A 23518-nucleotide genomic window follows, 5' to 3' on the forward strand; every position below is an offset into this window, starting at 1 on the left:
GATGGTGCGGACGCCGGTAATGGCGGCGGGTGGGATCGTGCTGCGGCGTGGCGAGGCGCCGCTGATTGCCGTCGTGCGACAGCGCAAGCGCAACGAATGGGTGCTGCCCAAGGGCAAGCTCGACGACGGCGAGACGCCGAAACAGGCCGCCCACCGCGAGGTGCTGGAGGAGACCGGCCACGACGTCGCCATGCACGAATTCCTGGGCACGCTGGTCTACCAGTCGGGTGGGCGCTCGAAGGTCGTGCACTTCTGGCGGATGGAAGCCGAGGGCGGCCCCGTCCGCAAGCTGATGAGCGACATCAAGACGGTCGACTGGCTGACGCTGGACGATGCGCTTGCGCGCCTGTCGCGCGAATATGAGCGTGCGTTCCTCACCCAGGTCGGCCCGATCGCGATCGCGGCGGCGGGGCTTCCGATTGCGACTGAGCCGACGCCGACGCTGGCGGCCGATGATATCGATGCCGCCTTGCAGACGTTGACTCCCGCCGAAGCCGCCTCGGTCGACGAACTCAGGCATGGCCTGTTGCAGAAGGTCCGAGCCTGGCTGCGCGGCGAGGCGTGAGCTTTCCCATTCGTCTCTCTCTCTACGCCGTCATTGCCGAGAAAGTGGTGGGCACGCTGCGCTTTGCCCGACTCCGATACATCGCTGCTTCCGCAACGACGGAGGGGAGGCGCGCCCTTCCAACTACTGCCGCTTCTTTTCCCTCGGCGCCGGAGCCGGCGCAGGTCTGCGCGGCACGACGGGGCGTTGGACGCCGGGCAGGCGCTGCTGCAGGCCGGGCTGGCGCTGGACGCCGCCTTGTTGCGGCTGGACGGCCGGCTGCGGGCCGGGCTGCAGTCCGGTGCGCGGCGCTTGCGGCGGTGGCGTCATGCCTGGCTGAGGCGTGACCGCGCCTGGCCGCTGCGGAGGTTGTCCGCCGCGCGGTGGCTGGGTCTGCGGCGTCGCGCCGGGCTGCGTGCCTTGTCCGCTGCGCGGCGGAGCAGCCGGTAGTCCCGGACTCTGCCGCAGGCCGGGTCGCTGCGGACCATGTTGCTGCGGACCTTGGCCCGCGCGCGGCGTGCCCGGTTGCACGGCGCCGCCTTGCCGGCCCGGTGTCTGCGCGCCGGGCGGCTGCTGACCCGGACGGTTGTTCTGGCCCGGCTGAGCCGGCTGACCGTTCGGCCGCTGCGGCTGCTGGTTCGGCGTCGTCGCCGGACGCAATTGCTGTTGCTGGGGCGGCTGCGCCGGGCGTGGGATGCGACTGACCGCAGCCGGATTGGTCCGGCGGAAGTCGCGCTGCTCGGTGACGATCTGGCGACCCGTGGTCTGCGCCGCATGCACCTGGCTGACGAAGCCGCGGTCGCGCGCAATCTGCTGCGGTGGAATCGTGATCGGCACCGCGGCGAAGCGCATGCCGGCTGGGCCGCCCGCGCCCGGCCGGATCGCAAAGCCGCTCGCGGCTTGCGTCAGCGAGCCGAGCCGCGTGCCGCTGGTGCGGTCGCTGACCTCGATATGGCCGACCCGGCCATCGGCGTCGGGATAGAGCTTGATGTTGACGTTGTTGGCGCTGCTCGCGGCCGCGCCCTCGGGCACGTCGACGACGCCGGTGGTGCCGCGAATGCCGAGGGTCGCGGTCGGGGTTGCGATCTTCATGTCGCCGGTCTTCGCCACGGCCGCGGCAACGAAGGCGACGGTGCCCTTGCCGATGTCGAAGATCGCCGAATTCTGCTTGCCGCCGTCTTCATAGACGTAGTTGTCGATGGTGATCTTGGAGCCGGCGGAAAGATTGAACGTGGTGGCGTCGTTGAAGGTGATGCCGAGCGAGGAGTTCGAGGACGTCTGGACGACGTCGTTGAGATAGATGTCGTCGCGCACCTTCAGCGGATAGGAGTTCTTGTCGCGGATCACGGTCGCGATTCCCGTCACGGTCGCGACGTTGCCGATCGGCTCCACAGCGGCGGGTTGGGCGTCGGTGGCCGGTGCGGGCGAGGCCGATGGCGCCGGGGAGGGCGCGGGCGTCGGCTGCGCTTGCGGCTGAGCTTGTACTTGAGCTTGTACTTGAGCTTGTAGTTGGGCTTGCGCGAGCTCGACTGCGTCGGATGCGCACGCGCGGTCAGCACCCGCCAGCGGCAGCGCCAGCAGCGGCAAAGCGAACACGATGCGGCGCCAAGCCACCATCAAATCCACGAATGAGGTCCCGGTGAGAACGCGAGGCGAGGTCAGCCGATATCAGCCTGATATGGCTGAATGGCGGATGAACGTGTGTCGCATGGGACGGGCGGACGTTCAAACGCCACGTCCCGATATCAAGGACGTGGCGCCATCATGAGAACAAGAACGCTTGCCAGCGGCGGCGTCAGCTCACCCGCTTCCAGGTCTGGCCGCCGCAGAACAGGCCGCCGAAGGCGCAGCCCTGCACGCGCATCGCGTTCGGACCTTTCATCGCGATGGTCGAGTCGTAGTTGCGGCCGGAGTTGGGGTCGTGGATGCGGCCGCTCCACTTGGCGCCATCGGGCTTCATGTTGATCAGGATCCGCTCATTGGTTTTCTCGGCATAGCCGCAGAGATTGGTGCCGCACTGTTCGACGCGAACATTGCCTTTGTTCTCCTCGGTGGCCCAGACGCCGATCGGTGTATTCGCGGCCTGCACGGGCGCGGCCTGCACGGGCGCGACAGGCGCCGGAGCGGGCGGCGGCGTATAGGCGGGCGCCGCGGCAACCGGCGCGGGCGCGACAACCGGAGCGGGAGCTGCAACCGGCGCCGGCGGCACGGTCGTGTCGAGGGGCGGCGCGGCAGCAACATTTGCCGGAGCGGGGGCAGCGGTCGGCGCTGCCGGAGCGGGGCCAGGCACCGGCGCCTGCGCCACGGGCTGCTGCTGCACCGGAGCGGGCGCGGGCTGTGCCGTCGTCGTCGACGGCGTGGTGTCGTCGTTCCTGGAGCCGCCAAGGCCGTTGAGATTGATGTTGTTCAGCTTGATCGGCTTGTCCGACAGGCCGGGCGCCACGATGGTGACGCAATCGAGCGAGGCGCAATTGCGCGGCGTCTCGATGCGGATGCGCTGGCCCTCGATCTGGAACGAGAGCGAATTGCCGGCATGCGCGGCGGCGGTCGAGGCCAGGAAGAGCGCGGCGGCGGCGATGCTGAGCTTGTTCATGACAATCTCCGAAATGGCGTGGGTCCGAGCTGGACTGAAGTCGGTCGCGGACCGGATGTGGTTCGACCTTATGCCGGCGCTATCGGGCGTTCTGTGATGGACCTCACAACGGCTGCCCGAGCCCGGCATGGTTAAGGAAGGCTGAAATCAACGTGTTGAAGAGTCTTTAAGTAAATTCACCGAACGTGCGCGCATGACGCGCGGAGTTCGTTTGTATCTCGTCGGCTCCATCGTCCTTGTTTCGCTTGCGGGTTGCGGACGCGGCTGGTTCCAGGCCGAACGTGAACCGTGGCGGGCCGAGGCCGAAGCGGCGTGCCTGAAATCGGGCGCCGTGAAAGAGAGCGCCGACATCGTCCGGGTCGAGCCGATCTCCGGCCCCGGAATGTGTGGCGCCGAGTTTCCGCTGAAAGTCGCCGCCCTGGGTGAAGCCTCGAGCAGCTATGGCTTTGCCGACGAGGAGCTGCGCCCGCCCGGCACGATCGGCAATCAGCCGCGCTGGCCGGTGAACCAGCCGCAATCGAATTATCCGGCACCCGGCTATCCGCAGCGGTCGAACTACCCTGAAAGCGCGGTGCGCCAGCCCACCGGCTATGGCGCCTCGTCAGGCCCGGTGTCGCTCAATGCGCCCGGCGTGGCGCCGCAGGACGACGAGATCGACCTGCCGCCAGAGGGCACGGATGCCGCAGGTGCGGCGCGCTACATGAACGCGCCGAGCTATCCGGCTCGGCCGGCGCCGTATTCGCAGGCTCCGTATTCGCAGGCGCCGGCGCAGCAGCCGCTGCCGCGGCTCGGTCCTGCCCAAGGCAATCCCGTCGCCGCCGTCGGTCCCGTCGCGATCAAGCCGACGGCGACGCTTGCTTGTCCGATCGTCTCCGAACTCGACCGCTGGCTTGCCGACAGCGTGCAGCCTTCGGCGATGCGCTGGTTCGGCGCCCGTGTGGTCGAGATCAAGCAGATCTCCGCCTATTCCTGCCGCGGCATGAACGGCAATCCGCACGCCCATGTTTCCGAGCACGCCTTCGGCAACGCGCTCGACGTCGCCGCCTTCGTGCTCGCTGACGGCCGCCGCATCACCGTGAAGGACGGCTGGCACGGCATGCCGGAAGAGCAGGGATTTTTGCGCGACGTGCAGTCGGGCGCGTGCGCGCATTTCACCACCGTGCTCGCGCCAGGCTCGAACGTCTATCACTACGATCATATCCACGTCGATCTGATGCGCCGCGCCAGCCGCCGGCTGATCTGCCAGCCGGCCGCAGTCTCCGGCGAAGAGGTTGCCGGACGCGCCCAGCGGCGCAATCCCTATGCGAACTCGCGCGATCCCTACGTGACCGGCTCGCTCGGCACGCACAAAAGCAAGCGCGACAAGATCAACGAGGAAGACGAGTTCTCGGACGACTGACAATAGTCTTGCGAGAATCGTCCTCCGTCGTCATTGCGCGCCAACGGGCCCGCCCGAAGCGCGGCCCGATGACAGGCTCCGCGAAGCAATCCAGATTGTCACCGCGGCGGCAGCCTGGATTGCTTCGTCGCAAGAGCTCCTCGCAATGACGAGGAGAGACAGAGATTCCTGATAGCCGACGACGTCATCTGCTACCCTTGGCGGGGCTAGACTAAGCCATCATCTCGTGCTCGGCTTCGACGATGCCGGCGCCAGCCCCATGCACAGCTGCACTTCGGCCGGGACGTTGTAGGTCCGCATGATGTGGCGGCTGTCGCGCAGGCCGGTTGCCTCGCGTTGGACGACGAACATCCAGAGCGCCTGGCCGGCTTCCATCACCAGCTTCCGTCTTGCCGATTGCAGCGAGGCCGGCATTTCCAGGCGTGGATGGGCCGCGTCGAAGTCGCGCAATTGGGCCAGCGCCTGTTCGAGCGTGCGGCCCATTCGTCCAAGCGCCGAGGCCTGTTCCTGGACAAGCTCGTAGTGGAGGATATCGACCGGCGGGCGAAGATCACGGGACATGGCGCTCAATATAATGGCGCGCGTCCCGGACGTGCAACGCGGGGTCCGGGCTGCCGTTACTTTGCCTTGTAGGCGGCCAGGAACATCCGCGTCGCGCTGTCGACGACTTCCGTCATGCGCTGTTCCGATGGCGGCGAGGCGGCCTGGAAGATGAGCGGCAGGAACAGCGAGGCCTTGCACAGTTCCATAAACTGCGAGGCGGCGAGGTCGCAATCGTCGATCTCGAGATCGCCCGAGGCGACATGGGCTTTGAGATATTCGGACAGCCGGTTGATGGTCTTGTCCAGCACGCGCAGATAATAGCGGCGGCCGACGTCGGGCATGCGCTCGGCGATGGCCATTACGGTGCGGATCGCCGATCCGCCGCCGGGCCGGCAGAGCAGGTGGTTGTAGGCCTGGCCAAAGTCCTTCAGCGTGGTCTCGGCGTCGCGCGCAGGGTCGAAATTGAACACGACCTGGCCGTGAAAGAGCGCTTCCTCCTCCAGGATGGCTTCGAACAGCGCGCTCTTGTCGGCGAAGTAGACGTAGAGCGTGCCCTTGGAAACGCCGGCCGCGCGGGCGATCTCGCCCATGCTGGCGCCGTCGAAACCCAGATCCATGAACACCTTACGGGCGCCAGCCAGAATCTGGCGGCGTTTGGAGCTGTCCTCCTCCTGGAGGACGTGCAGATGTTCGCGACTGGCTACAACCATTGGTTCAGCGTCTCGGAAGGTTTCTGAAGCGGGCTCGAAGCATGAAACCTGAATAAAGGATTCGAGCTAGTAGGATCGGCCCGGGAATATTTATTAGATTGACCGAACCGTTCGGTCAATGGTATTTGGGAGGGCGAGCGGGAAACCGCGGCTGTGCGACGGCCGCCCCGAATCGCGTTTTTATGGGGGAGGCCTTTATGGCCGCATCGAGAGACCAGGCTGCGCGCGTCCTTCGCCAGGAAGCAGTGGAAACGGCACCCGCGAACGGTGAAGCTGCGACCGGGACATCAGCAGTCCTCGCCGAACAGCTGCGCTCTCATGTGGCCGAAGAGACCAAGCGCCGCACCAGCGAGGCGCCGGAGAAGCCCGTGACCGACCAACCGGCCCCGACTGCATCCGCGCCCGCTGCCGCGCCAAAATCCGGCAAGCGCAAATTCGTCATGATGGGCATCGGCCTCGTGCTGGCGCTCGCGGCCGCAAGCTATGCCGGCTATTACACGCTGGTCGGCCGCTTCTTCGTCTCCACCGACGATGCCTATGTCCGCGCCAACAACACCATGCTGGGCGCGCGCGTGGCCGGCCACATCTCGTCGATCCTTGCCCGCGACAACACGCCGGTGCATGCCGGCGACACTATCCTGCGCATCGACGACGGCGACTACAAGATCGGGGTCGATGCGGCTGCGACCCGGATCGGGACCCAGCAGGCCACCATCGATCGCATCGGCCGCCAGATCGCGGCGCTCGACAGCCAGGTCGTACAGGCCAAGGCGCAACTCGTCTCCGCCGAAGCCGGCCTCAAGCGCGCCGATCTCGATTATGAGCGCCAGCAGGCGCTGAGCAACAAGGGCTTCGCCTCGCGCGCGACATTCGAAACTTCGGAAGCCGGGCGCGACCAGGGCGCCGCCGCGGTGAAGGCCGCGCAGGCGGCCTACGACGTCGCGGTCAGCAATGTCGACGTCGCCAAGGCGCAGCAGGCCGAAGCCCAGGCGCAGCTCGCCGAGCTCAAGACCACGCTCGCCAAGGCCGAGCGCGATCTGTCCTTCACGGCCGTGCGTGCGCCGGTCGACGGCATCTTCTCCAACCGCCTCGTCAACGCCGGCGACTTCGTCGCGGTCGGCCAGCGGCTCGGCAATGTCGTGCCGCTCGATGACGTCTATATCGACGCCAATTTCAAGGAGACCCAGCTCAAGCGCATCCGCCCCGGCCAGCCGGTAACGATCAAGGTCGACGCCTACGGCATGCGCAAGTTCTCCGGCGTGGTCGACAGCATCGCGGCCGGCGCCGGTTCGGTGTTCACGCTGCTGCCGCCGGACAACGCCACCGGCAATTTCACCAAGATCGTGCAGCGCGTGCCGGTCCGCATCCGCGTGCCGAAGGCAGTTGCGAACCAGAACCTGCTCCGTGCCGGCATGTCGGTCTACGCCACCGTGGACACCAACAAGGGTGCTGCCGACGCCGACAGCGAGATCGACCTCGACGATCCCACCATGATCCATCCGCAGTAAGCGCGCCTGGGCGCTGCGAGGTCAGACCATGGCTACCGCCACGACTGCTTCACCGGCCATGATGGCATCGGCCGCCTCGGAGCGCATCGCGCCGAAGCGGCTGTTCGCCTTCATCATCATGGTGTTCGGGATGTTCATGTCGATCCTGGACATCCAGATCGTCTCGGCCTCCTTGAACGAAATCCAGGCCGGCCTGTCGGCGAGCTCGAGCGAAGTCTCCTGGGTCCAGACCGCCTATCTGATCGCCGAAGTGATCGCGATCCCGCTGTCCGGCTTCCTGTCGCGCGCCTTCGGCACGCGGCTCTTGTTCGCGATCTCCGCGGCCGGCTTCACCGCATCGAGCCTGCTCTGCGGCTTCGCCACGACGATCGAGGAGATGATCCTCTGGCGCGCGCTCCAGGGCTTTCTCGGCGCCGGGATGATTCCGACGGTGTTCGCCTCGGCCTATACCGTGTTCCCGCGCACCAAATTCCACATCGTCGGTCCCATCATCGGCCTCGTTGCGACGCTGGCCCCGACAATCGGACCGACCGTCGGCGGCTACATCACCGATTTGATGTCGTGGAACTGGCTGTTCTTCATCAACGTCGTTCCCGGCATCGGCATCACCTTGGGCGTGCTGGCGCTGGTCGATTTCGACGAGCCGCATTTCGAATTGCTCGACCGCTTCGACTGGTGGGGCCTCTTGTTCATGGCCGGCTTTCTCGGCACGCTGGAATATGTGCTGGAGGAAGGTCCGCAATATGAATGGCTGCAGGACACCTCGGTGGCGATCTGCGCGTGGATTTGCGTTCTCTCGGCGATCGCCTTCTTCGTGCGCGTCTTCACGGCGACTGAACCGATCGTCAATTTGCGCACCTTCTCCAACCGCAATTTCGCCGTCGGCTCCACGCTACAATTCTGCATCGGCATCGGCCTCTACGGCCTGACCTACATCTACCCACGCTATCTGGCCGAGGTGCGCGGCTACAGCGCGCTGATGATCGGCGAGACCATGTTCGTCTCGGGCATCACCATGTTCCTGGTCGCGCCGCTGGTGGGCCGGCTGATGGCGAGCCTCGACATGCGCTACATGATCGCCTTCGGCCTGATCGTGTTCGCGATCGGCTCCTACCAGATGACCTGGATCACGCGCGACTACGATTTCTACGAGCTGCTCGTGCCGCAGATCCTGCGCGGCGTCGGCATGATGTTCGCGATGGTGCCGACCAACAACATCGCGCTCGGCACACTACCGCCCGAGAGGGTGAAGAATGCCTCGGGCCTGTTCAATCTGATGCGCAACCTCGGCGGCGCGGTCGGTCTTGCCGTCATCAACACCGTGCTCAACGACCGCACCGATCTGCACATCACGCGCCTGCAGGAGCGCGTGACCTGGGGCAATGCGACCGCGACCGAAACGCTGACCATGCTGGCTCAGAAATTCCAGGGGCTCGGTGACTCCACGCTGATGGCGATGAAGCAGCTCAGCCAGATCGTGCACCGCCAGGCCGTGGTGATGAGTTTTGGCGATGCCTTCTTCATCCTGACGCTGTTCTATCTCGGTCTCAGCCTGCTGGTCACGCTGCTGAACAGACCGGCCTCGCCATTCGGCGGCGGCGACGCGCATTGACGCTGCCCCACACGCGGTGTCATCGCCCGGCTCCCGCTTTCGCGGGGAATGACGTGGAGTGTGAGGCCGGGGCAACCCGCACCAAAATGCAACACTCGTGCGTGATCTCGTATGTGGCCCGTTGCAAATCGCGGATGACACATCTATAAAGCGCACCTCATTCAACCGAACCGGGGAGGGATTTGCATGATTTCGTCGCATTCGCAGATCGTGCGCCCGCGCTCGGTTTTCTGGCTCGGTATGTGCTCGGCCCTGTAGAGGCCTCTTCCGCCAGCTTCGATTGGGTTCTCAGTCCCGATCGCTCCGCTTCCCAAGTCAAACTCAGTTTTAAGTGACGCCGCCTCGGCCCTCGTGGCCGGCTTGCGTCCATCGATGGGGCCGGCCCGCGCCAGCAGCGGCCGGATGATGCCATGACCACTCTGTCAAAAAAGCCCGCGGCGATCCGCGTGGTCCTGCCCTTCGTGTTCCGGCACTGGCTGAAGCAGCCGGGGCGGACGCTCGCCATCGCTGCCGGCCTGCTCGGCGCGACCGTCGCCGACCTGTTCATGCCCGTTTTTTCGGGACATTTGGTCGATGCCCTGACGCAGGGCCCATCCAGTCCCGAGGCGCGCCACGCCGCGCTGGTGGCGCTCGGCGGCATCGTCGTGCTGGGCGCAGCCTCGATGGTGCTGCGCCTGACCGGGCTGCAGGCGATCGTGCCGTTCACGCTGAAGATCATGTCCGACGTGGCGCAGGACGCGTTCCTGCGCGTGCAGCGCTTCTCGACCGACTGGCACGCCAACTCCTTCGCCGGCTCGACCGTGCGCAAGATCACGCGCGGCATGTGGGCGCTCGATCTGCTCAACGACACGCTCCTGCTGGCGCTGTTGCCCTCACTGGTCGTGCTGATCGGGTCGATGATCCTGCTCGGCGTGCACTGGGCCTCGCTCGGCGCGGTGATCGCACTCGGCGCGCTTGTCTATGTCACGATGACGGTGCTGTTCTCGACCCGCTATATCGCGCCGGCCGCGCGTGTCTCCAATGCCTGGGACACCAAGGTCGGCGGCACCCTGGCGGATGCGCTGACCTGCAATGCGGTGGTGAAGTCCTTCGGCGCCGAAGCGCGGGAAGATGCGCGGCTGGGACGTGTCATCAAGCGCTGGCGCGTGCGGGTGAAGCGGACCTGGTTTCGCTACAACTACACCGCCATGGCACAGCTCTCGCTGCTGCTGTGCCTGCGCGGCTCCGTGATCGGCGGCTCAGTGCTGCTGTGGATGTACGGGCATGCCTCGCCCGGCGACGTCACCTACGTGCTGACGAGCTATTACGTCATCCACGCTTATTTGCGCGACGTCGGCATGCACATCAACAATCTCCAGCGCTCGGTCAACGACATGGAGGAGCTGGTGGCGATCCATGACGAGCCGATCGGCATCGCCGATGCCGAAGGCGCGCGTCCGATCGCGATCGAAGGCGGCGAGATCGTGTTCGACCATGTCACCTTCCACTATGGCGGCCATCGCGCGCCGCTGTACGACCGACTGTCGATCAGGATCCGTGCCGGCGAGCGCGTCGGGCTGGTTGGCCGCTCCGGCTCCGGCAAGACGACCTTCGTCAAGCTGGTGCAGCGGCTCTATGACGTCACCGGCGGTCGCGTGTTGATCGACGGACAGGACATCGCGCTGGCAACGCAGCAATCGCTGCGCAGCCAGATCGCGATCGTGCAGCAGGAGCCGATCCTGTTTCACCGCTCGCTTGCGGAGAACATCGCCTATGGCCGGCCCGGTGCCAGCCTGGAGGCGATCGAGCAGGCGGCGCGGCTGGCGAATGCGCACGACTTCATCCTGCGCCTGCCGAAGGGCTACGGCACCCTGGTCGGCGAGCGCGGCGTGAAGCTGTCGGGCGGCGAGCGGCAGCGCGTGGCGCTGGCGCGCGCCTTCCTGGCTGATGCGCCTGTGCTGATCCTGGACGAGGCGACCTCGAGCCTGGACTCGGAGTCGGAGGCCCTGATCCAGCAGGCGATGGAACGGCTGATGAAGGGCCGCACCTCGATCGTGATCGCGCACCGGCTGTCGACGGTGCGCAGCCTCGATCGCATCCTGGTGTTCGACCGCGGCGAGATCGTCGAGCAGGGCACGCATGCCGCGCTCGCGGGCAAGCGCGGCGGCATCTATCGCAGTCTGTTCGAACGCCAGGTGGTGGAGCTCGGGCACATCGCAGCGGCGGAATGAGGACGTGGAATGGCGCGTGGCCGACGGGCGATCGTCGGCCACGCCGCCGAAGGATGGAATGAGATGAAAGACCTGACGCACGGCTCCATCGCGAGCCATATCCTGAGCATGGCGCCACCGATCGTGGTCGGCATGATCACGATCATGATCTGCCAACTGGTCGATTTGTACTTCGTCTCGGGCCTGGGCGAGGCGGCGATCGCCGGCGTCGCTGCGGCGGGCAATGCGGGCTTTCTCGTCAATGCGCTGATGCAAGTGCTCGGCGTCGGCACGGTGGCGCTGATGTCGCATGCGGTGGGGCGCAAGGACCGCAGCGATGCCAATCTCGTCTTCAACCAGTCCGTCGTCTTGTCGGTGCTGTTCGGCCTGCTGACACTGGCCGGGGGTCTTGCGCTGTCACGTCCCTATATGCGCGCGATTGCAGCGGACCAGGCCACGATCGAGGCCGGTACGACCTATTTGCTCTGGTTCATGCCGGCACTTGCGCTGCAATTCGCGACGCAGGTGATGGCGTCCGCATTGCGGGCCACCGGCATCGTGCGGCCGAGCATGCTGGTGCAGGCCCTCGCCGTGGCCATCAACATCGCGCTGGCGCCGGTTCTGATCACGGGGTGGGGCACCGGACACGCGCTTGGGGTCGCCGGAGCGGGCCTTGCAAGCTCCATCGCGGTTGGCATCGGCGTGCTGATGCTGCTGCTCTATTTCCACAGGCTGGAGCGTTACGTCGCTTTTCACCCGGCGCAATGGCGTCCGCAGCTTCGGCAGTGGAAGAGAATCCTCAGCGTCGGGCTGCCTGCCGGCGGCGAGTTTGTGATGGTCTTCATCGTCATGGCGGTGGGCTATTACGTGCTGAGCGTATTTGGCGCGGCGGCGCAGGCGGGATTCGGCATCGGGACGCGGCTGCTCGGGCTGATCCAGATGCCGGCGCTTGCCATCGCGCTTGCTGCAGGACCCATCGCCGGCCAGAATTTCGGCGCCGGCAATGGCGCGCGCGTGCGGGAGACCTTTGTCAAGGCATCGCTGATGGCGACCGCCGTGATGACGGCTTTTCTGGTCGTCGCGCAGCTCGCGCCGGGTCTGCTGCTTGCAGGGTTCTCGAGCGATCGGGAGACGATGGCGGTTGCCTCGCTTTTTCTGCGCATCGTCTCGTTCAACATGGTGTCGCAGGGGCTGATCTTTGTCTGCTCCAGCATGTTCCAGGGGCTGGGCAACACCAAGCCGGTGTTGTGGACCTCGGCCATGCGGGTCTTGACCTATTCCCTGCCGTCGATCTGGCTCTCGACCTGGCCGGGCTTCCGGATGGAGCACGTCTGGTACTTGTCGATCGCGACCAACACGCTGCAGGGCGGCTTGAGCGTGTCGCTGTTGCTGCGCGAATTCAGGAAGCGTCTTGCGCTGCCGGCCCGGCAGAGAGCTACGCCGCCGACGGATCCTGAGCCTGTCGCATCGCCGCTGCGCGAGCCGGCGTAGCGAGGCTACCTCGCTTTGCCTCATCCGCGGCTCCGGCCAGCCTGCCGCGCCGTGGAAAAGCACGACTAGTGCGCGCCGACGCTGTTCCAGACCAGGGTGGCGCCCGACAGGAACAGCAGGCCGAGCACGACATCGCCGAAGTGCTTGTCGCTGAGCGCGTGATAGACGCGCGCGCCGGCCCATGCCCCGATCAGCGTGCCCGGGAATGCGACCATCGCAAGCCAGACCACCTTGAAAGCGACCAGGCCCGAGATCGTCTGCAACACCAGCGCGGTGGCGAGCACCGTGAAATTGAACAGCTGGAAGATGCCGCGCCGCTCATGCTTGTTCCAGCCGCGGATGTTGGCCCAGAGGATCGGCAGCGGGCCGGACAATCCGGCGAGCCCGCCCAGAATGCCGCCGGCAAAGCCGATCGCGCCGTCGGCGATGCGGCCGCCGAACGTGATGGCGAGCGGCCTCTTGTTGAGGTACAGCGCGGTCGGGAAGATCAGCAGCAGCACGCCGACGCTGAGCTTGAACACTTTGGGATCGGCGGAGGCGACCAGCATGGTCCCGAGCGGAACGCCGAGCAATCCGCCGATCAGGAACGGCCAGACCAGGGAGAGGTCAAAGCTCTTCCACATCGACGGCAGCGTGGAGGTCTGTGCGATCACCGAGCAGATCAGCACCAAGGGGACCGCGAGCGAGGGCGGCAGCACGTAGAGCCAGATGCCGAGCGCCATCAGCGCCGTGCCGAACCCTGCGAGCCCCGAGACGAATCCGCCGGCCAGTGCGCCGAACAGAATCAGGGCGTAGGAGGACGTTTCCACCAGTGACTTCCCGTCGTGATCTGCGATCCCGAAGCCGTGATCGCCTCATGGCGCATAGCACAGATGCGGCTTGGAAGGTCAATTTCAAAACCGCACGCAAGCGTGATTCCGGATGGCGGGCATTCCCGAAAGACGCGCCTACATGCTGATCGTCCCGCGACTTGGGAGGCCTGCGGCAAGCCATTCGCGCTTCGAGCCGCCTGGCCCGTGAGATGATGGAGCACCCAAATGACCCGCATGCATCTTGCCGTGACGGCCGCGCTGCTGTCGGCGGCAAGCCTGATGCCGACCTTGGCCGAGGCGCAATTTTCCGAGCCCGCGGCCTACCAGGCCGCACATCCCGATCGCGACGTGCTGAACGGCGGACAGCTCACGCCGGCGGCCCGCGCAGCCCGCGGCGAGCCTGCCGTGTCGAGCGATGCCTACGCGGCCTATCCATCGCCTGCCGCGCCAGCCGTCCGCAGCCGCCATCGCCGCCAACATCGATAGAAATTTGCTAGACGATCTGTCTTGTCTCGGCAGGCCTCTGCAGCGCGCCAACGAGGATGCGCAGCGCCTCGCTCAATTCGGACCGGTTGCGCGCAGCGCCGAGTGAGACCCGCACCGCATGCGGCGAAGCTCCGTCGACGGTGAAGGCGTCCCCGACGACGATCGCGAGCCCGTTGCGCAAGAGATGTGCTGCGATATCCAATGGCCTTTCCGGCAAGTGCAGCCACAGATGATGCGCCGCCGGCTTCGCCTGGAATCGAAACCCCTTCAATGCGCGCTGCGCCAATCGCTGGCGGCCGACGGCCTCGTTGCGAATCGCGGTGATGATCCGATCGGCGACGCCGCTCTCGACCCAGTGCGTCACCAGCGCGACCATCAGCGGCGCAGGCATCTGCACGGTCGCCTGCAGCAGGCCCCGCATCTCCTGTTGTGCTGCGCTGTCGGGCGTCAGCAGGTAGGCGACGCGCAGCGCCGGTGCGATGCATTTTGACAGCGTGGTCGCCAGATACGTCCGCTCCGGGATGAGGGTGGCGATCGGCGAGGCCGAGCGGTCGAGCAGGCCGTAGGCATCGTCCTCGATCAGAACAGTATCGGCATCGCGGATGATCTTGGCGATAGCGCTGCGCCGCTCGGGGGCAAGCGTCGCCGTGGTCGGATTGTGCAGCGTCGGAATCAGATAGATGGCCTTGGGCCTGTGCGTGCGGCAGGCCTTCGCCAGCGCATCAGGCAGGATGCCGCCGTCATCCATGGTGACGCCGACGAGCTTGATACCGAGCTGCGACGCTGCGGCCTTGATACCCGGGAAAGTGATGGCTTCCGTCAGCACCACGTCGCCCGGACGCGCGAGATGCGCGAGCAGGTTGAACAGGATCGTCTGTGTCCCGGGAAAGATCACGAGCCTGTCCGTCTGCGTGTGCGGAACGCGCGTCCGCATCCAGCGTGCGGCGACCTCGCGCTCATGCGCGCTGCCGCCGGGCGGTTGGTAATTGAGGAATGCGGTCAGGCCCGATTGCGCGCGAATGGCTTCGAGGCCGGCGATGATGCGCTCCTCGAGCTGCGCTTCGAGCGGATGCGGCGGCACGTTCATGGAGAGGTCGATCGCGACCGGATGCGGCAGGTCGACCGCGCGGCGCGCGCTGGTCTCCGACACGAACGATCCCTGGCCGACCCGGGCTTCCATGATGCCGCGCCGCCGCGCCTCGGTGTAGGCGCGCGTCACCGTGGTGAGGTCGATCCCGAGCGCCTTTGCCAGCGCACGCTGCGTCGGCAGTTGCTGTCCTCGCACCAGCCGGCCGGCAGCGATGTCGGCCTCCATGGCATCGACGATGCGCTGGTAGCGCGGCCCCGACAGCTCAGAGATTGTAGGGGTCCATTCCATGCAATTTAGGTTCATATCCCTTCAATGTATGGATGCAAGCTATTATTGTATGGATCGTTGGAATGGAAGGGGTGTGGTCATGGCGACCGGTTCAGTCTCTCTGGCGAAGGCGATGTGGCGCGGCTTTCGCGGCAAATGTCCGAACTGCGGCGAAGGCCATCTGTTCGGTCGCTTCCTGAAAGTGGCGGATGCCTGCGACCATTGCGGCGAGGAGCTGGTTCATCAGCGCGCGGATGATTTTCCGGCCTATCTCGTGATGGTCGTGGTCGGCCATCTCGTGGTGCCGGCGATCCTCGCGGTCGAGACCGCCTATGCACCGCCGGTGTCGCTGCAACTCGCGGTGTGGCTGCCGGTGACGCTGTTTTCTTCTCTCGCGCTATTGCAACCGACCAAGGGCGCCATCGTCGGCCTGCAATGGCAGATCGGCATGCACGGTTTCGAGGCGAGCAAGCTGCGGCGCGAAGCCGGCCAGCTCGCGCCTGTGCTGGTGAAGGCACCGCGCGCAGCCTGAGGCACGCGGCGTTTACATCGCCCAGCCCATCGCTACACTCCATCGCATCAAAAACAAGAATTATGGAAACGCCGATGGCCGCGCGCGCAACAGCCTTCCTGCTTTGTCATGGCGCGTGGTCCGGCGGATGGGCCTGGAAGAAGATGCATCCGCTGATGGCCAAGGCCGGCCACCGCCTGATCGCGCCGACCTACACCGGGCTCGGCGAGCGGTCGCATCTCGCAAGCCCTGCAATCGATCTCGAGACGCATATCCAGGACATCCTCAACGTCATCTGGTTCGAGGATCTCAGCGACATCGTGCTGCTCGGCCACAGCTATGGCGGCATGGTCGCGACAGGGGTTGCCGATCGCGCCCGTGAGCGCGCGACACAATTGATCTATCTCGACGCCTTCGTGCCCGGAGACGGGCAGTCGCTGTTCGATCTCAACGAAGGCGGCCGCGAGCCGATGCGCAAGGCGGCTGCCGCAGGTGACGGCTACCGCGTCCCGCCGAACCCGCCGCCGCCGGATACGCCGCAGACCGATCTCGACTGGCTCAATGCGCGCCGCATCAACATGCCGCTCAAATGTTTTGAAACGAAGCTGAAGCTTCAGCACGGCGAACCGCCGATGCCGCGGAGCTACATCTACTGCAAACGCATTCCGCCGGGCGATGTGTTCGGCCAGTTTGCACGACGCGCGAAGAGCGAGGAGGGCTGGCGCTATTTCGAGCTCGACGCCAGCCACGCGCCGAACGTGACGGCGCCGGAGGCGCTGATGGGTGTGTTGAGCGAGATCGTGGCGTAACACTCACTGTCATTCCGGGGCTCGCGAAGCGAGAACCCGGAATCCATTCCTCCACCGTCTCTGCGGCCTGATGGATTCCGGGCTCGTGCTGCGCACGCCCCGGAATGACACCGTTCGAATGGTTGCGCGTTCGCCCCAAATTGGTGAGGGGTCCGATGCGCTGGCATCGAACCCCTCGTCGCAAGACATCAGCCGGCCTGTAAGCCGGGTTCTGTAGGGCACCGCCGGCTTGCGCAAGCGATACGTGACGGCCATTCCTCTGGGGCCATGTTCGCACATGGCCTCGAGCAACCTACCCGGACGGCGGGCCTGACATCGCCCCGCGGCGTTATCGCTTGCGCGAACAGCCCGCTTAAGTCGTCCCTATTCGGTTTTGCTCCCGGTGGGGTTTACCATGCCGGCTCCGTTGCCGGAGCCGCGGTGCGCTCTTACCGCACCTTTTCACCCTTACTTCCTCCGAGGAGGGAGCGGTTCGTTCTCTGTGGCACTTTCCCTGGGGTCGCCCCCGCCGGACGTTATCCGGCACCGTATGTCAAGGGAGCCCGGACTTTCCTCCCCGGCGGCCTTTCGACACTTGCAGGGGCGGCCGTCCGGCCGACTGACGGCCTAGCCAATGGGCATTTGTGACGGTTTCGTCAAGGCAATATCCTCACGCACGCCTCGCTCGAAATAATTTATCCTGAAGATGTCGTTTGGCGCGTGATCCGTTCGACTGGATGTCGGTGATCCCACCGAACAACAGGAGCCAGGCAATGCAATATCTGCTGATGATCTACCAGAACGAGGCCGAGTACGCGAAGGTCGACCCGGGAACCAGCCAGAAGATGTCGGCGGAGTATGAGGCCTTCACGCAATCCATCGTCCGGAACGGCAATTTCAAGGCCGGCGACCGGTTGCGGCCGACCACGACCGCGACCACGGTGCGCGTGCGCGATGGCAAGACGCTGACGACCGACGGTCCATTTGCGGAGACGCGTGAACAGCTCGGCGGCTATTATCTGATTGAGGCCAAGGACCTCAATGCGGCAATCGAGATCGCGGCGCGCATTCCCAGCGCGCGCATCGGATCGATCGAGGTGCGGCCGATCTGGGTCTACGACAAGTGACGGCCGGGCCTCGCATCGACGCATGACGCCGACCGACATCGACAAGGTCTTTCGCGACGAGGCGGGGCGGGCGCTGGCCACCCTGATCCGCCTCGTCGGCGATTTCGATCTCGCCGAGGATGCGCTCCAGGACGCGTTCGCAGTCGCGCTGGAGCGCTGGTCGGCGGGAGAGCTTCCCGACAATCCGCGCGCCTGGCTGGTCAATGTCGGCCGCAACAAGGCGATCGACCGGGTCCGCCGCCAGGCCGTCTTCCGCAGCAAGCAGCAGGCGCTTGTGCACGAGCTCGAGCACGATGCCGATGCCCCGGCCGAACCGCCGGCGATGCTCGATGACGACATGCTGCGGTTGATCTTCACCTGCTGTCATCCGGCGTTCGCGTCCGAAGTCCAGGTCGCGCTGACGCTGCGCACCGTCTGCGGCCTCTCCACGGCGCAGGTCGCGCGCGCGTTCCTCGTCAGCGAGGATGCGATGGGACAGCGCCTCGTTCGCGCCAAGCAGAAGATCAGGCTTGCCGGCATTCCCTATGAAGTGCCCGAACGCGACGCTCTGGCGCCACGGCTCGACGGCGTGCTCGCCGTGATCTATCTCGTTTTCACCGAAGGCTATGTCGCAACCTCTGGCGCGGACCTGATGCGGCCCGATCTCGCGGCCGAAGCCATCAGGCTCGCGCGCTTGCTCGACGGTCTGATGCCCGATCGCGCCGCGATCAAGGGGCTGCTGGCCCTGATGCTGCTGCACGATGCGCGCCGCGCCGGGCGCGAGACCGCGGCCGGCGACATCGTGTTACTGGAAGAGCAGGACCGCTCGCTCTGGGATCGGGCGCAGATCGAGGAGGGATCGCGTCTCGTCGATGACGCGCTGCGCGTGCCGGGGCGGCCGCAGTCCTATGTGGTGCAGGCCGCGATCGCCGCGCTTCATGCCCGCGCGCCGAGCTACGGCCAGACCGATTGGCCGCAGATCGCGGGACTCTACGAAGTCCTGCTGCGCATCAACCCGTCGCCGGTGATCGAGCTCAACCATGCCGCCGCGATCTCGATGGTCGACGGCCCGGCACGCGCGCTCGACCTCGTCGACGCGGTCGCCGCACGCGGTGGCCTCGACGGCTACGAGCTGCTGCCCGCCGTGCGCGCGGACCTGCTGCGGCGGCTGGGGCGGAAGGATGAAGCGCGCGATGCCTATGCTGCTGCGACGGCGGCGACGCAATTGGAGCCGTTAAGACGATTGTATGCGCGGCGCGTGAGGGAGATGGAGTAGGTGCCGCCGCACACTCCGTCATCGCGAGCGCAGCGAAGCAATCCAGGCTGTCTCAGTGGAAACAGCCTGGATTGCTTCGTCGCAAGTGCTCCTCGCAATGACGGAGTGTGTGGTGGTCGCCGTCACTTCGACGCGACAGTGGTCCCGTCCGCCGGCAGGCTCGCCAGCAGCGCCTGCAGGGTCGTCAGCGTCGAGTGATCCGCAACGCCGTCGAGCCGCGCGGGACGGAAGTGACGCTGGAAGGCGGTGACGACTTCCATGGTCGATGCATCGTATTTGCCCGTGAGCGGCACGCCATAGCCATAGCGAGCCAGCGCCTGCTGCAGGCTCAGCACCGCGTCGCTGATGGTGCCGAGCATCAGGGTTTCGCCGCGCACGACCGGCGCCGGAGTCACCCAGTGCCCGACGCCGGAATTGGCGAGCGAATGCCAGGGAAATTTCTCGCCGGGATCCTTCTTGCGCGCCGGCGCGACGTCGGAATGACCGAGCACGCGCTGCGGCACGATCTTGCGGCGGAGGATGATGCCGCGGCATAGCGCGATCACGGCGGCGATCTGGCGCAGCGGATATTCCGGATAGCCCCAATCGTGGCCGCGGTTGATGATCTCGATCCCGATCGAGCAGGAATTGATGTCGTCCTCGCCGGCCCAGGACGAGACGCCGGCGTGCCAGGCGCGCCGGGCTTCCGGCACGCATTGCACGATGCGGCCGTCCTCCAGCACGACATAATGCGCCGACACTTCGGTGCCGGCCGTGCACAGCCGGGCCAGCGCGCCCTCGACGTCGGGCATGCCGGTGTAGTGCAGCAGGATCATGTCGGGCTGCCGGCCCTTGCTGCGCTCGCCATGGTTGGGCGAGGGGATGATGTCCGAGACGATCGACGAATCCGGCTCGAACGTCCGCATGGTCGCCGCCGCCTTGGGAATCGGCAGAGCGCGCTGACGCTTCGAATCAGTTCCAGACGGCGTGGACGGACCGGACGGCATAAACAACTCAGAATCTGACGACGAGTGGGCCAAGCCCTTCTCTTTACTATTCCTTTACCCTCCGCTCCGCGCAATCGCGCAGGTCGGTTAACGCGCGCATTTTGGGTCAGTGTGTGGATGAGGCATCACCACCCAGCGAACGTCCAAAGACCTTTTCAAGATGTAACGAGCCGATCAACGCTTTCTTAACGCTAAGCGCCGTTACTGAGAGGTGAAGAGCCGACCCGCGTCCGGAGGCGGCCAAAAGCGTTTTTGGCTCGAAATCCCATGGTTGCCCGACATATTCCACTGGGAGCACCGGGTTTGCCGCCTGGGACGACCGGGCTCGGCTTGCATGCTGGCAAGGGTGCTGAAGAGGGGCTTTGTCGTGGAACCGCCGCGACGCGGAATCATTCGAGGCGTGATGGGCTGCTTCGCCCCAAAATTGACCTGCTTGCCCTCCTGCGCACGCGGCAGGCGCGAGGCATGAGCGACGCGCCCCACATCCCCGTGCTGGGCCGCGAGGCGGTCGCGCATCTCGCACCGCGCGACGGCGGCATCTACGTCGATGCCACCTTCGGGGCCGGCGGCTACAGCCGCGCCATTCTCGACGTATCAGGAACCCGCGTCATCGCGATCGATCGCGACCGCACCGCAATTGCGGGAGGTGCCGAACTGGTCGCGCAAGCCGCCGGGCGGCTGACGCTGGTCGAGGACCGATTCTCGAATCTCGCCGAGGTCTGCGCTTCGCAAGGCGTCCAGGCCGTCGACGGCGTCGTGATGGACGTCGGCGTGTCGTCGATGCAGCTCGACCAGGCCGGGCGCGGTTTTTCGTTCCGCTTCGATGGTCCGCTCGACATGCGGATGGGGCAGAACGGACCGACCGCGGCGGATGTCGTCGCGCGCGCCTCGGAAAGCGATCTGGCTGACATCATCTATCTGTTCGGCGAGGAGCGGCAGTCGCGCCGCATCGCCCGTGCCGTGGTCGCCGACCGGCAGGAGACGCCGTTCACCACCACGCGCGCACTCGCCGATCTCGTCGGCCGCGTGGTGCGTTCGAAGCCCGGGGACATTCATCCGGCGACACGGACATTCCAGGCGCTCCGCATCCTGGTCAACGAAGAGCTCGATGAGCTCCAGACCGCGCTGATGGCCGCCGAGCGCGTGCTCAAGCCGGGCGGGCGTCTCGTGGTGGTCTCGTTCCACTCGCTGGAAGATCGCATCGTCAAGAATTTCCTCGCCGAGCGGTCCAAGACCGGCGGCGGCTCGCGGCATCTGCCGGAAGTGGCGCAGGCGGCGCCGAGCTTCCAGCTTCTGACGCGGCGGCCCGTGATCGCGGGCGAAGCGGAAGTCGCGCGCAATCCGCGCGCCCGGTCCGCAAAGCTGCGTGCCGCCGAGCGTACCTCGGCGCCGGCGCATGCCGACGACCAGCGGTCGTCCTGGCCGAAACTCTCCGACGTGATGAGGGGCGGCTAGCACATGCGCTTCATCCACCTCCTCGTCATCGGCGCGCTGATCTTCGCGGCTGCCTATGTCTACCGGATCAAGATGGATTCCACCGCCCGCGTGGAAAAGGTGCTGCGGCTGCACGCCGAGATCCGCGAGCAGCGCGATGCGATCGCGCAGCTGCGTTCCGAATGGGCCAAGCTCGATGCCCCCCTGCGCCTGCAGGGCCTCGTCGAGCGGCATCTGCCGCTCAAGCCCGTCAACGGCACGCAATATGATTCACTGAAGAACCTGCCGGACCGTCCGCCGCGGATGTTCCGGCCGGGCGAGCCCGATCCGATCGGGTCCATGATCAACACCATCGAAGCCGCCAGCGATCCTGACAGCGTGACGGGTTCCGTGTCTCAGCCCGAGGACAAGCAATGAGCGCTGTTCCGGCCAAATCGACCGTGCGGCCAGCAGAACCCTGGCGGCAGCGCCTGATCCGCAGTCTGCTCTACGGGCGCAATGTCGATCGCGCCGCGAAGGCGCGCGCGCGCGTCGGCCTCGCGATGCTGGCGTTTGCCACCGTCTATGCCCTGATCGGCGGCCGGCTCGTGATGTTCGCGATCGGCGCCGACGCGCACAGTGCGCGGCGTGCGGCGGCGCAGGAGGTGGTCGCGACCGCGCGGCCCGACATCGTCGACCGCAACGGCGCGATCCTCGCGACCGACGTCAAGGCGTCCAGCCTGTTCGGCGAGCCGCGCCGGATCATCGACAAGGACGAGGCGATCGAGCTTCTGACCGCGACCGTGCCCGATCTCGACGAAGCCGAGGTGCGCGAGCGCCTGAGGACGCGCAAGGGCTTCGTCTGGCTCAAGCGCGAGATCACGGCGAAGCAGCAGCAGGACATCCACAAGCTCGGCATCCCCGGCATCGGTTTCCTGCGCGAGAACAAGCGCGTCTATCCGACCGGCAACGAGGTCGCCCACCTCATCGGTCTCGTCAACATCGACAACCAGGGCATCGCCGGCATGGAGAAGTGGCTCGACAACCAGGGCCTCGCCGATCTCCACCGCGCCGGCTTTGCTATCGACCGGTTGCAGAAGCCGATCGAGCTGTCGGTCGATCTGCGCGTCGAGCACGCGCTGCGCGATGAGCTGCTGAAAGCCAAGGAAAAATTCCACGCCAAGGCGGCCTCCGGCCTCGTCACCAACGTCAACACCGGCGAGATCGTGGCCATGGTCTCGGTTCCGGATTTCGACCCGAACAATCCCAAGGAAGCTCACGACCCTGACCGCATCAACCGCCTGACCACAGGCGTGTACGAGATGGGGTCGACCTTCAAGGCGTTCACGCTGGCGATGGCGCTCGACACCGGCAAATACGGTCTCGATTCGCTGTGGGATGCACGCGGACCGCTGCACTACGGCAAGTTCGCCATCCATGACGACGAGCCGAAGGGCCGCTTCCTGAACATGAAAGAGGTGTTCACCTTCTCCTCCAACGTCGGCGCGGCGCGGATCGCGCTGTCGCAGGGCGTGGAAGCGCACAAGGCGTTCCTGCGCAAGATGGGCCAGCTCGAGCGGTTGCGCACGGAGCTGCCGGAAAGCGCCTCGCCGATCCTGCCGCGACGCTGGAGCGAGCTCAACACCATCACCATCGCGTTCGGCCACGGCATCGCGGTCGCGCCGCTGCAGGCCGTGATGGGCGTCAGCGCGCTCGCCAATGGCGGCCTGCTGATTCCCCCGACGTTCCTCAAGCGCTCCGAGGAGGAGGCGCGGGCGATCGCCAAGCGCGTGATCAAGCCCGAGACCTCGGACAAGATGCGGTTCCTGATGCGGCTGAACGCCGAGATCGGCACGGCGCGCAAGGCGGACGTGAAGGGCTATTATATCGGCGGCAAGACCGGCACCGCGGAAAAGGTGGTCAACGGCCGTTACGCCAAGAAGCGGGTGCTGACCGCATTCACCGCGATCATGCCGGCCGACAAGCCGAAATACCAGCTCCTGATCATGCTCGACGAGCCGCAGCCTCTGAAGGAAACCTACGGCTTCATCACCTCGGGCTGGAACGCCGTCCCGACCGCGGGCAACGTCATCGCCCGTATCGGGCCGCTGCTCGGCATCGAGCCCCGCTACGACCTGCCGCCTGCGGACCGCCTTATTCTTGCAGCATCCAGGACAACCCAGTAATCAATCGG

At 65.9% G+C, this 23518-nt stretch carries 21 protein-coding genes and 1 other RNA gene; 14 read left to right on the plus strand and 8 right to left on the minus strand.

Features of this window, described 5'->3' with window-relative positions; genetic code table 11:
* Position 1: 1 nt before the first annotated feature.
* Complete coding sequence (locus tag X265_RS09990; protein WP_128964671.1) at positions 2 to 565, plus strand: NUDIX hydrolase; 564 nt, start codon at positions 2 to 4, stop codon at positions 563 to 565.
* A gap of 123 nt (positions 566 to 688) precedes the next feature.
* Here the strand turns inward: X265_RS09990 and X265_RS09995 are convergent, their stop codons facing one another.
* Together X265_RS09995 and X265_RS10000 are read right to left on the minus strand one after the other, a co-directional pair.
* Positions 689 to 2161: a FecR family protein gene (locus X265_RS09995; protein WP_164938988.1), complete on the minus strand. Its 1473-nt coding sequence runs from the start codon at positions 2159 to 2161 to the stop codon at positions 689 to 691.
* Positions 2162 to 2339: 178 nt separating this feature from the next.
* On the minus strand, positions 2340 to 3137 hold the full coding sequence (locus tag X265_RS10000; RefSeq protein WP_128964673.1) for a DUF2147 domain-containing protein: 798 nt from the start codon (positions 3135 to 3137) through the stop codon (positions 2340 to 2342).
* A gap of 193 nt (positions 3138 to 3330) precedes the next feature.
* Between X265_RS10000 and X265_RS10005 the strand changes: the two genes are divergently transcribed.
* The gene (locus tag X265_RS10005) at positions 3331 to 4536 is read left to right on the plus strand and encodes an extensin family protein (RefSeq protein ID WP_128964674.1); all 1206 of its coding nucleotides are present in this window, start codon (positions 3331 to 3333) and stop codon (positions 4534 to 4536) included.
* Positions 4537 to 4755: 219 nt separating this feature from the next.
* On the opposite strand, the gene X265_RS10010 is transcribed toward X265_RS10005, so the two are convergent.
* Both X265_RS10010 and X265_RS10015 read right to left on the minus strand, forming a co-directional pair.
* Positions 4756 to 5097 carry a DUF6665 family protein gene (locus X265_RS10010; protein ID WP_128969195.1) on the minus strand — a complete coding sequence of 114 codons (342 nt, stop codon included), beginning with the start codon at positions 5095 to 5097 and terminating at the stop codon, positions 4756 to 4758.
* 56 nt (positions 5098 to 5153) lie between these two features.
* Positions 5154 to 5789, minus strand: a complete 636-nt coding sequence (locus X265_RS10015) for a TetR/AcrR family transcriptional regulator (RefSeq protein WP_128964675.1) — start codon at positions 5787 to 5789, stop codon at positions 5154 to 5156.
* A gap of 197 nt (positions 5790 to 5986) precedes the next feature.
* Here X265_RS10015 and X265_RS10020 point away from each other — a divergent pair, with 197 nt between their 5' ends.
* The 4 genes from X265_RS10020 (at position 5987) to X265_RS10035 (ending at position 12589) form a co-directional block, all read left to right on the plus strand.
* Entirely contained in the window at positions 5987 to 7297 is a 1311-nt protein-coding gene (locus X265_RS10020; protein ID WP_128964676.1) for an HlyD family secretion protein, read from the plus strand.
* A gap of 28 nt (positions 7298 to 7325) precedes the next feature.
* Complete coding sequence (locus X265_RS10025) at positions 7326 to 8909, plus strand: DHA2 family efflux MFS transporter permease subunit (RefSeq protein ID WP_128964677.1); 1584 nt, start codon at positions 7326 to 7328, stop codon at positions 8907 to 8909.
* A gap of 410 nt (positions 8910 to 9319) precedes the next feature.
* Positions 9320 to 11119: an ABC transporter ATP-binding protein gene (locus X265_RS10030; protein WP_164938496.1), complete on the plus strand. Its 1800-nt coding sequence runs from the start codon at positions 9320 to 9322 to the stop codon at positions 11117 to 11119.
* 63 nt (positions 11120 to 11182) lie between these two features.
* On the plus strand, positions 11183 to 12589 hold the full coding sequence (locus tag X265_RS10035) for an MATE family efflux transporter (RefSeq protein ID WP_128964679.1): 1407 nt from the start codon (positions 11183 to 11185) through the stop codon (positions 12587 to 12589).
* Between the two features lie 65 nt (positions 12590 to 12654).
* On the opposite strand, the gene X265_RS10040 is transcribed toward X265_RS10035, so the two are convergent.
* Positions 12655 to 13398, minus strand: coding sequence for a sulfite exporter TauE/SafE family protein (locus X265_RS10040; RefSeq protein ID WP_128964680.1), 744 nt, complete (start codon positions 13396 to 13398; stop codon positions 12655 to 12657).
* Between the two features lie 228 nt (positions 13399 to 13626).
* Between X265_RS10040 and X265_RS10045 the strand changes: the two genes are divergently transcribed.
* Positions 13627 to 13887, plus strand: a complete 261-nt coding sequence (locus tag X265_RS10045; RefSeq protein WP_128964681.1) for a hypothetical protein — start codon at positions 13627 to 13629, stop codon at positions 13885 to 13887.
* Between the two features lie 7 nt (positions 13888 to 13894).
* Here X265_RS10045 and X265_RS10050 read toward each other — a convergent pair whose 3' ends face one another.
* On the minus strand, positions 13895 to 15265 hold the full coding sequence (locus X265_RS10050) for an aminotransferase-like domain-containing protein (protein ID WP_164938497.1): 1371 nt from the start codon (positions 15263 to 15265) through the stop codon (positions 13895 to 13897).
* A 79-nt stretch (positions 15266 to 15344) separates the two neighbouring features.
* Between X265_RS10050 and X265_RS10055 the strand changes: the two genes are divergently transcribed.
* Positions 15345 to 15776, plus strand: coding sequence for a DUF983 domain-containing protein (locus tag X265_RS10055; RefSeq protein WP_244659234.1), 432 nt, complete (start codon positions 15345 to 15347; stop codon positions 15774 to 15776).
* Positions 15777 to 15850: 74 nt separating this feature from the next.
* A complete protein-coding gene (locus tag X265_RS10060; protein WP_164938499.1) occupies positions 15851 to 16564 on the plus strand; it encodes an alpha/beta fold hydrolase in 714 nt (237 codons plus the stop codon).
* 184 nt (positions 16565 to 16748) lie between these two features.
* Here the strand turns inward: X265_RS10060 and rnpB are convergent.
* An RNA gene (gene rnpB / locus X265_RS10065) (RNase P RNA component class A) lies at positions 16749 to 17166 on the minus strand.
* A gap of 150 nt (positions 17167 to 17316) precedes the next feature.
* On the opposite strand from rnpB, the gene X265_RS10070 reads away from it, so the two are divergent.
* Positions 17317 to 17670: a YciI family protein gene (locus X265_RS10070; protein WP_128964685.1), complete on the plus strand. Its 354-nt coding sequence runs from the start codon at positions 17317 to 17319 to the stop codon at positions 17668 to 17670.
* A gap of 22 nt (positions 17671 to 17692) precedes the next feature.
* Complete coding sequence (locus X265_RS10075) at positions 17693 to 18925, plus strand: RNA polymerase sigma factor (protein WP_128964686.1); 1233 nt, start codon at positions 17693 to 17695, stop codon at positions 18923 to 18925.
* Positions 18926 to 19047: 122 nt separating this feature from the next.
* On the opposite strand, the gene X265_RS10080 is transcribed toward X265_RS10075, so the two are convergent.
* Positions 19048 to 19830 (minus strand): N-acetylmuramoyl-L-alanine amidase, encoded by a 783-nt coding sequence (locus X265_RS10080; RefSeq protein ID WP_128964687.1) that lies wholly within the window; start codon positions 19828 to 19830, stop codon positions 19048 to 19050.
* A gap of 546 nt (positions 19831 to 20376) precedes the next feature.
* On the opposite strand from X265_RS10080, the gene rsmH reads away from it, so the two are divergent.
* Genes rsmH through X265_RS10095 form a run of 3 tightly spaced genes read left to right on the plus strand, consistent with a single transcriptional unit; the run spans position 20377 to position 23510 of the window.
* Entirely contained in the window at positions 20377 to 21366 is a 990-nt protein-coding gene (rsmH, locus tag X265_RS10085) for a 16S rRNA (cytosine(1402)-N(4))-methyltransferase RsmH (protein ID WP_164938500.1), read from the plus strand.
* 3 nt (positions 21367 to 21369) lie between these two features.
* A complete protein-coding gene (ftsL, locus tag X265_RS10090) occupies positions 21370 to 21762 on the plus strand; it encodes a cell division protein FtsL (protein ID WP_128964689.1) in 393 nt (130 codons plus the stop codon).
* Complete coding sequence (locus X265_RS10095; protein ID WP_128964690.1) at positions 21759 to 23510, plus strand: peptidoglycan D,D-transpeptidase FtsI family protein; 1752 nt, start codon at positions 21759 to 21761, stop codon at positions 23508 to 23510. Before ftsL ends, X265_RS10095 begins: the two co-directional genes overlap by 4 nt.
* Positions 23511 to 23518: the final 8 nt, after the last annotated feature.

The sequence above is a fragment of the Bradyrhizobium guangdongense genome, assembly GCF_004114975.1.
GTDB lineage: Bacteria > Pseudomonadota > Alphaproteobacteria > Rhizobiales > Xanthobacteraceae > Bradyrhizobium > Bradyrhizobium guangdongense.